The sequence below is a fragment of the Nocardiopsis sp. NPDC058631 genome (genome assembly GCF_042716955.1).
Classification (GTDB): domain Bacteria; phylum Actinomycetota; class Actinomycetes; order Streptosporangiales; family Streptosporangiaceae; genus Nocardiopsis.
Genome location: NZ_JBHXQY010000165.1, coordinates 1 through 7325, shown reverse-complemented (window position 1 = coordinate 7325; position 7325 = coordinate 1). Strand labels below are relative to the sequence as shown.

Annotated in this window: 7 protein-coding genes; 4 read left to right on the top strand and 3 right to left on the bottom strand. The window is 75.4% G+C overall.

Annotated features, from left to right (window positions below):
* Positions 1-75 precede the first annotated feature (75 nt).
* The 3 genes from ACFWTE_RS29250 to ACFWTE_RS29240 are packed head-to-tail and all read left to right on the top strand — an operon-like array spanning position 76 to position 2430.
* A complete protein-coding gene (locus ACFWTE_RS29250; protein WP_378783152.1) occupies positions 76-732 on the top strand; it encodes an allophanate hydrolase subunit 1 in 657 nt (218 codons plus the stop codon).
* A complete protein-coding gene (locus tag ACFWTE_RS29245) occupies positions 729-1589 on the top strand; it encodes a biotin-dependent carboxyltransferase family protein (RefSeq protein ID WP_378783151.1) in 861 nt (286 codons plus the stop codon). Before ACFWTE_RS29250 ends, ACFWTE_RS29245 begins: the two co-directional genes overlap by 4 nt.
* Positions 1590-1647: 58 nt before the next feature.
* Positions 1648-2430: a putative hydro-lyase gene (locus ACFWTE_RS29240; protein ID WP_378783150.1), complete on the top strand. Its 783-nt coding sequence runs from the start codon at positions 1648-1650 to the stop codon at positions 2428-2430.
* Between the two features lie 37 nt (positions 2431-2467).
* On the opposite strand, the gene ACFWTE_RS29235 is transcribed toward ACFWTE_RS29240, so the two are convergent.
* The 3 genes from ACFWTE_RS29235 to ACFWTE_RS29225 form a co-directional block, all read right to left on the bottom strand.
* Positions 2468-3886 carry a VWA domain-containing protein gene (locus ACFWTE_RS29235; RefSeq protein ID WP_378783149.1) on the bottom strand — a complete coding sequence of 473 codons (1419 nt, stop codon included), beginning with the start codon at positions 3884-3886 and terminating at the stop codon, positions 2468-2470.
* An 83-nt stretch (positions 3887-3969) separates the two neighbouring features.
* Positions 3970-4578, bottom strand: coding sequence for a hypothetical protein (locus ACFWTE_RS29230; protein WP_378783148.1), 609 nt, complete (start codon positions 4576-4578; stop codon positions 3970-3972).
* Between the two features lie 159 nt (positions 4579-4737).
* Complete coding sequence (locus ACFWTE_RS29225) at positions 4738-5778, bottom strand: GlxA family transcriptional regulator (protein ID WP_378783147.1); 1041 nt, start codon at positions 5776-5778, stop codon at positions 4738-4740.
* Between the two features lie 71 nt (positions 5779-5849).
* Here ACFWTE_RS29225 and ACFWTE_RS29220 point away from each other — a divergent pair, with 71 nt between their 5' ends.
* Entirely contained in the window at positions 5850-7175 is a 1326-nt protein-coding gene (locus ACFWTE_RS29220; RefSeq protein WP_378783146.1) for an MFS transporter, read from the top strand.
* Positions 7176-7325: the final 150 nt, after the last annotated feature.

The following is a 7325-nucleotide window of genomic DNA, read 5'->3' as shown; positions in this document are numbered from 1 at the left end:
CAGGTGCGCACCTCCCCGCACGGAGACGACCCGCTGTCGCAGGCAGGGTCGCCACCACCAGGTTGAGGAGTCTTGTTGCGTGTCCTGAAGTGTGCCGACAGCGGTGTGCTGGTGGAGGTCGAGGACCTGGCCGCGGTCATGGCCCTGCGCTCCGCACTGGAGGCGCACCCCGTCCCCGGGGTCACCGACGTCGTCCCGGCGGCCCGCACCGTGCTGCTGCGCATCGAACCCGGTACGCCCCCGGAGGGGGTCGCGTCGGCCGTCGCCGCCCTGACCCCGGCCTTGAGGACGGAACAGGCCGCCGGGGGCACCGTCACCATCCCGGTCGTCTACGACGGTGAGGACCTCGACGACGTCGCCCGCCTGACCGGCCTCACCCGGGAGGGCGTGGTCCGGGCGCACACCTCGGCCACCTGGACGGTCGCCTTCTGCGGGTTCGCCCCCGGATTCGGCTACATGGTCGGCGACGACCCGCGCCTACACGTCCCCCGCCGGAGCGAGGCCCGCACCCGGGTCCCCGCCGGCTCGGTCGCCCTCGCAGGGGAGTTCACCGGCGTCTACCCGCGCAGCTCCCCGGGCGGCTGGCAGCTGCTCGGCCGGACCGGGGCCAGGATCTGGGACCTCGACCGCGAACCCCCCGGCCTGCTGCGCCCCGGGGTCCGCGTGCGCTTCACGGACGCGGGCGCCGCGGCCACGGACACCGGCGCGCGGACGGGGGCGACAGCGTCATGAGGGCCCTGGAGATCATCGCCACCGGCCCTCTGGCCACGGTGCAGGACACGGGCCGGTTCGGGCACGCCGACCTGGGCGTGGGCCGCTCCGGAGCCGCGGACGCCGCCTCCTACGCCCTCGCCAACAGGCTGCTCGCCAACCCCGCGGGAGCCGCCGCTCTGGAGGCCACCCTGGGCGGGTTGCGCGTGCGCGCCCGGGGGCCGGTCACGGTCGCCGTCACCGGAGCCGAGGTACCGGTGACCGTGGACGGGCGCGGAGCCGCCGTGAACACGGTCCTGCACCTGCCGGACGGCGCGGAACTCACCCTCGGTACGCCCGCCCGGGGCCTGCGCACCTACCTGGGTGTGCGCGGCGGCGTGGACGTCCCCCCGGTCCTCGGGTCGCGCAGCACCGACGTGCTCGCCGGGCTCGGCCCGCAGGTGCCCGTGGCGGGCACCGTGCTGCCGGTGGGGCCGGCGCCCTCCGCCTTCCCCGTCGTCGACCAGGCCGCGGTGGCTCCCGTCGGCGGGTCCGAGGCCACGCTCGGGGTCGAGCTGGGACCGCGCGACGACTGGTTCACCGACGAGGCGATCACCACGCTCCTCACCGGCGAGTACGAGGTGACCTCCCGCAGCGACCGGGTGGGGACCAGACTCTCCGGACCCGTCCTCGAACGCGCACGCTCCCGGTCGGGAGAGCTCCCCAGCGAGGGCATGGTCGTGGGCTCCCTCCAGGTCCCGCCGGGCGGCGAGCCCGTACTGTTCCTCGCCGACCACCCCGTCACGGGCGGCTACCCGGTGGTGGCCGTCGTGCGCACGGCGGACCTGCCCAAGGCCGCGCAGGCCCGCCCCGGCAGCCGGATCCGGTTCGCCCTGTGAGGCGGACCGGGGCCGGGACGGCCGGACCCCCACAGGCCGCGACGAGAGGCAGGAGACCATGACCCCACCGGCGGAACTCTCCCCGGCCCGGGCCCGCGCGCTGTTCCGCGAGGGGCTGAGGGTGCCGACCTCCGGGTACAGCCCGGGGTACGCGCAGGCCAACCTCATCGCGCTCCCGCGTGAGGCCGCGTTCGACTTCCTGCTGTTCGCGCAGCGCAACCCGAAGTCCTGCCCGGTCCTCGACGTCACGGAACCGGGCCGGGTCGACGCGTCGGTGTTCGACGGCGACCTGCGCACCGACCTGCCCGCCTACCGGGTGTACCGCGACGGCGCGCTCGTGGAGGAGCGCACCGACGTCACCGACCTGTGGCGGGACGACCTGGTGGCCTTCCTCATCGGGTGCAGCTTCACGTTCGAGACCCCGCTCCTGGAGGCCGGCGTGCCGGTCCGCCACATCGAGGCGGGCAGCAACGTCGCCATGTACGCGACCAACAGGGAGTGCCGTCCGGCAGGCAGGTTCCGGGGCCCGCTCGTCGTCTCCATGCGGCCGATCCCCGCCCACCAGGTCGCCGACGCGGTACGTATCACGTCGCGCTACCCGGCGGTGCACGGCGCCCCCGTCCACGTGGGCGACCCGGCGGCGCTGGGCATCACGGACCTGGACCGGCCCGACTACGGTGACGCGGTCGAGGTGCGGCCGGGCGAGATCCCCGTCTTCTGGGCGTGCGGTGTGACCCCCCAGGCGGCGGTGACCGCCTCCGCGCCGGAGTTCGCGATCGGCCACGCGCCCGGCCACATGGCCATCACCGACGTCCGGGACTCCTCCTACCAGGTTCCCTAGCGCGGTGACCGGGGCCGGCGGCCCGGTCCCGGGCGGCTCAGTAGTAGGCCTGGGGCGGCTCCGGGTCCTGGCGCGGCCCGGCGGGGGAGCCCGGCGCGCGCCCGTCGGCAGCGGGGGGAGCACGGTCGGGGGCGGGACGGCCCCGGTCGGTCTGCTCCCCGCGGATGACTCCGTCGCGCCCGGGGGCGTCGGCGGGCCGCTGTCGGCGCCCCCGCTTGCGGGAGTAGCCGGACTGGCTGGCGTAGAGCGTCTTGGACGTGCGCGAGGCGTCGTCGGTGCGCGCCCTCTCCGCCATCAGCCCCAGCTCGGCGGACTGCGCGGCCACATCGGGGGGAGGGGGCGCCCCGTGGCCCGCGATACCGCCGAGGTCGCGGCGCGCCCGGTCGAGGATGTCGGCGGCGGTGCCCCGATCGCCGCGGCGCAGGGCCTCGCCCGCCTCCCGCTTGGCGGTCTGCGCCCGTTGGAGCGACTCCTCGGTGCGGACCTCGGGCCTTGGCACCCTCGCCGCGGCCTGCTCACCCGGCACCACGTCGACGGTGACCGGCAGGGTCGCGGTGTACGTGGCGAGGGTCGCCGGGTCGACGTAGGTGGCTTCGAGGCTGGTGACGGTGACGGTTCCCAGGGATGACAGCCCCGGGACCTCCAGGCGCAGGAGGAGGCGGCGGCGCTCGCCGGAGTGGAAGTCGCCGAGCTCGACCACGACCGATCCGTCGGGCAACCGGTGGGAGGGCATCTCGCCGACGACGCCGACGGCTCGCAGGCGGGGGCCGACCGGTACCCGCAGGGACACGGCCTGCGCGGTCTTGGCCAGGAGGTACTCGGCCTCCTGGGCGATGAGGCCGCCCGCCGTGTCGGGGTTCTCCGCGAAGAGCGCGCTGCCGGAGCCGCCGTCGGCGACCGCTCCGAGCAGCGCCTCGTCGAAACCGAGCCCGTAGCCCAGGGTCGTCGTGGTCACCCCGTGGGCGTAGGCGTCGCTCGCGACCTGTCGGAGCAGGTCGTGCGCGGTGACACCCTGGTTGGCGTGCCCGTCGGAGATCAGCAGGAGCGTGGCGCCCCGCTCACCGCCCGCCCTGCGGGCCTCCTGGACGCCGCGCAGCAGGCCGCTGGACAGGTCGGTGCCGCCCCCCGCGCGCAGGGCGCGGATACGGCGGTGCGCCTCCGCCCGGTCGGTGAGGGGGCCGGAGGGGATCTCGACGCGTGCCTGGTCGTCGAAGGAGACCACGCCGAAGTTGTCGGAGGGCGCGAGCCGGTCCACGAGGCCGCGCAGCGCGCGGACCGCGCCCTCCAGGCGGCTGCCGCCCATGGAACCGCTCCGGTCCAGGACGACCTGCAACGTGGCCGGCGGGCGCGCGGTGTCCTCCTCGCGCTCCGGGGCGGTGATGTCGAGCAGGACGGAAACGGCGTCGTCGGAGTCCAGGGGAACGGCGTCGAAGTCCAGCAGGGCGGACAGGTGCATGCGGTCTCCCGGGGGTGCGGTGGCCTCTCCAGCCTAGGCACGGGGACCGACGTTCCCGGGGCGAAAGGACCGGCCGCCCCGCGTCAGAGGGTGCGCAGCCCCAGGCGCCGCAGTTCCAGGTCGGCCAGCGCGTCGACGGCCCCCCTGTCGTCGGCGTGCCAGGCGCCCGCGGGGTCCTCGTGCACGCCGACGAGCTTCGACGGCGCCACCGATGACAGGGCGCGCAGGGCCAGGAGCCGCGAACGCGCCTGCGGGGCGAGCGCGCGCAGCCGCCGGGTCGCGTTGGCCTGTCGCACCCAGCGTGCCCGGGCGGGCAGCCACGTCGCGGCGATCAGCAGCAGCGGGAGCGAGGCGGTGAGCAGCGGAAGGGTCAGCGCGAGCGAGGCCACCGACTCCCGGAAGGAGTCGCCCGCCGACGTCAGGGACTCCCCGGTCTCGCTCATACTGCTGAACGGGGTGGCCAGGGCCTCCCCGGCGAGGGGCACCCTCAGGGCCTGCTCCGCGGCGCTGGTCATGTGCTCGCTGAACCCCTGGCCGGTGCTCTCCAGCAGTTCCCCCGGACGGTCCAGGGTGAGGATGGCCTCGCGGAGCGACAGGGCCGCCCTGACCCACACGTAGATCCAGACCAGGGCGAGCACGTCCGAGGTGATCTGGACGAGTGCGCGCACGGGGTGTTGGGCGTAGAGCTTCACGGGGACTCCCGGGGGTAGGCGTGTTCGTGGGTCCCGGACCCACTGTTGCGCGTTACCCGTTCCAGGGCCGGTTCGCACCGGTTCGCGCGGGTTCCTTGCCAGGGGAGGGGGCGACATCGCGCCCGGGGGCGTGTCCGACCCGCCGCGCCCGCGGTGTGTTCAGCGGCCGTCGGCGTCCGGCACGGCCGCCCGCCGTCCGGTGCCGCCCGGCCCGCGGAACGTGCGCCGGTAGGCGCTGGGGGACACCCCGAGGCCGGAGTGCATGTGCTGGCGCAGGGAGGCCGCCGTTCCGAACCCGGCCCGCTCGGCGATCCGGTCGACCGGGAGGTCGGACTCCTCCAGGAGCTGTCTGGCCAGGTCGAGCCGCTGCTCGGCCAGCCACCGGGCGGGGGAGAGGCCCACCTCGTCGCGGAACCGGCGGGTGAACGTGCGCACGCTCATCGCTTCGCGCCGGGCCAGGTCCTCCAACCCGGGCCGCAGGTGCAGGTGGTCGAGCGCCCACGCGCGGGCCCGCCCGGTGGCGGAGCGCTCCGGAGCGGGGACGGGGCGGCGGATGTACTGCGCCTGGCCGCCGTCGCGGTGCGGGGGGACGACCGTGCCGCGCGCCACCTCGTTGGCGACCGCCGACCCGTGGTCGGTACGGATCATGTGCAGGGTGAGGTCGATGCCGGAGGCCACCCCCGCGGCCGTGAGCACCCGGCCGTTGTCGGTGTACAGGACGTCCGGGTCCAGGTCGAGGTCCGGGTACATCGCGCGGAAGAACCCGGCCGACTTCCAGTGCGTGGTGACCCTGCACCCGGCGAGCATCCCCGCCGCCGCCAGGACGAACGCGCCGGTGCAGATGGAGGCGACCCGGGCGCGCGGGGAGATCCTGGCCAGGGCCGCCGCGAGCCCGGGGTCGAGGGGGTCGTGGGGGCGTTCGGCGTAGTCCTCGTCGGCGGCGGGCAGGACCACGGTGTCCGCGTGGTCCAGTGCCTCGGGGCCGTGGGCGACGTTGAGGGTGAAGTCGGTGTCGGTGCGGACCACCCCCGGACGCAGGGCGCAGGTGACCACCTCGTAGAGGGGGCGGCCCGAGGCGTCGCGCGACTGGCCGAAGAGCCGGTGGACGATCCCGGCCTCGATGGGCAGCACACCCTCCCTGACGAGCACGGCGACGCGGTGGAGCCGGGGGGCGGCGGTGGGGCTCGGAGAGGGGTGCATGGCCCGATTGTTGCGCATGTTGGCTTTCGGGTCACTGTCGCCGGGGCGCCCCCGCGGCGGACGCTGGACCCATGACCGAGAACACACGGAAACCCCTGGTCCACCGGGCCTGGTGGGTCGCGCTCGCCGCCTGCCTCACCATCGTGGGCGCCGCGGCCTTCTCCGCCGTGCCCGGCCTGCTGACGGGACCACTGCACGACGAGTACCACTGGTCGCGGACCTCCATCGGCGCGGCGGCGTCGGTGAACATGGTGGTGTACGGACTTGTCGCCCCCTTCGCCGCGGCCCTCATGGACCGCTTCGGTGTCCGCCGCACGGTGGTCGGGGCACTGTCGGCCGTCGCCGCCGGGTCGGCCCTGACCGTGTCGATGACCGAGGCCTGGCAGTTCACCCTGTACTGGGGGCTGATCATCGGAGCGGGGACCGGATCGCTGGCCATGACCTTCGCGGCCACGGTCGCGCACCGCTGGTTCACGGCCCGGCGGGGGCTGGTGCTGGGGGCGCTGACCGGGGCGAGCGCGTTCGGCCAGCTGGTGTTCCTGCCCGTCCTGGCGTGGATCGTGGACCACCACTCCTGGCGCCCGGCGGTGGTGACACTGGGGATGACGGCCCTCGTGCTCGTGGCCGTGGCGGTGCTGGTCCTGCGGGACCGCCCGGCCGACGTGGGACTCCTTCCCTACGGCGCGCCGGAACCCGGGGGACCGGGAACGGCCGCGCCGGGCGGGCGGCGGCGGGAGGCGCGCGCCCGGTCGGGCGCGGCCCGCAGGACCCTGCGGGTCCTGGCCACATCCTCGCGCCGCCCCGGGTTCTGGTTGCTGGCGGGCATGTTCGCGGTGTGCGGCGCCACCACGAACGGCCTCATGTGGACGCATTTCGTGCCCGCCGCGCACGACCACGGGATGGCGGTCACCGCCGCCGCCGGCCTGGTGTCGGTGATCGGGGTGTTCTCACTGGTGGGGACGGTCGTCTCCGGGTGGCTGACCGACCGCGTCGATCCGCGCGCGCTGCTGGTCGGCTACTACGGCGCCCGCGGGGTGCTCCTGGTGCTGCTCCCGGCCCTGTTCGGGCCGGAGGCGGGGCCGGTGATGGTCGGCTTCGCGGTGGTGTTCGGCCTGCTCGACGTGGCCACGGTGCCGCCGACCATCCTGCTGTGCAGGAGGATGTTCGGCGCGGACGGGGCGATCGTCTTCGGCTGGGTCAACGCCTTCCACCAGGTCGGGGCCGGGGCGGTGGCGGTGCTGGGCGGAGTGGTCCGTGACGCCGCCGGAGGCTACGGGCCGGTGTGGCCGCTGACCGCCGCACTGTGCGCCTTCGCGGTGCTCCTCGCCCTGACGCTGCCCCGCGCCGAACGCACGGCTCCCGCCCCCGCCGCCGACAGGGAGGCGGCAGGGGCCTGAGGAAGGCGCGGGGGACGGGAGCGGGGACGACGGGTCCGCCCCGGGCGGGACCCGTGTCTGCCACTTGCGAGCCCCGAGGCCGTAGCTGGCGTTGCGGAGCTCGTTGGGCACCAGACGGAGCATCTCCTCCGCCGAGCGCGTCACGATCGG

Coding starts and splice junctions, on each gene's coding strand:
- ACFWTE_RS29245 (WP_378783151.1), top strand. CDS start 729: ATGAGGGCCCTGGAGATCATCGCCACCGGCCCTCTGGCCACGGTGCAG.
- ACFWTE_RS29240 (WP_378783150.1), top strand. CDS start 1,648: ATGACCCCACCGGCGGAACTCTCCCCGGCCCGGGCCCGCGCGCTGTTC.
- ACFWTE_RS29235 (WP_378783149.1), bottom strand. CDS start 3,886: ATGCACCTGTCCGCCCTGCTGGACTTCGACGCCGTTCCCCTGGACTCC.
- ACFWTE_RS29225 (WP_378783147.1), bottom strand. CDS start 5,778: ATGCACCCCTCTCCGAGCCCCACCGCCGCCCCCCGGCTCCACCGCGTC.
- ACFWTE_RS29220 (WP_378783146.1), top strand. CDS start 5,850: ATGACCGAGAACACACGGAAACCCCTGGTCCACCGGGCCTGGTGGGTC.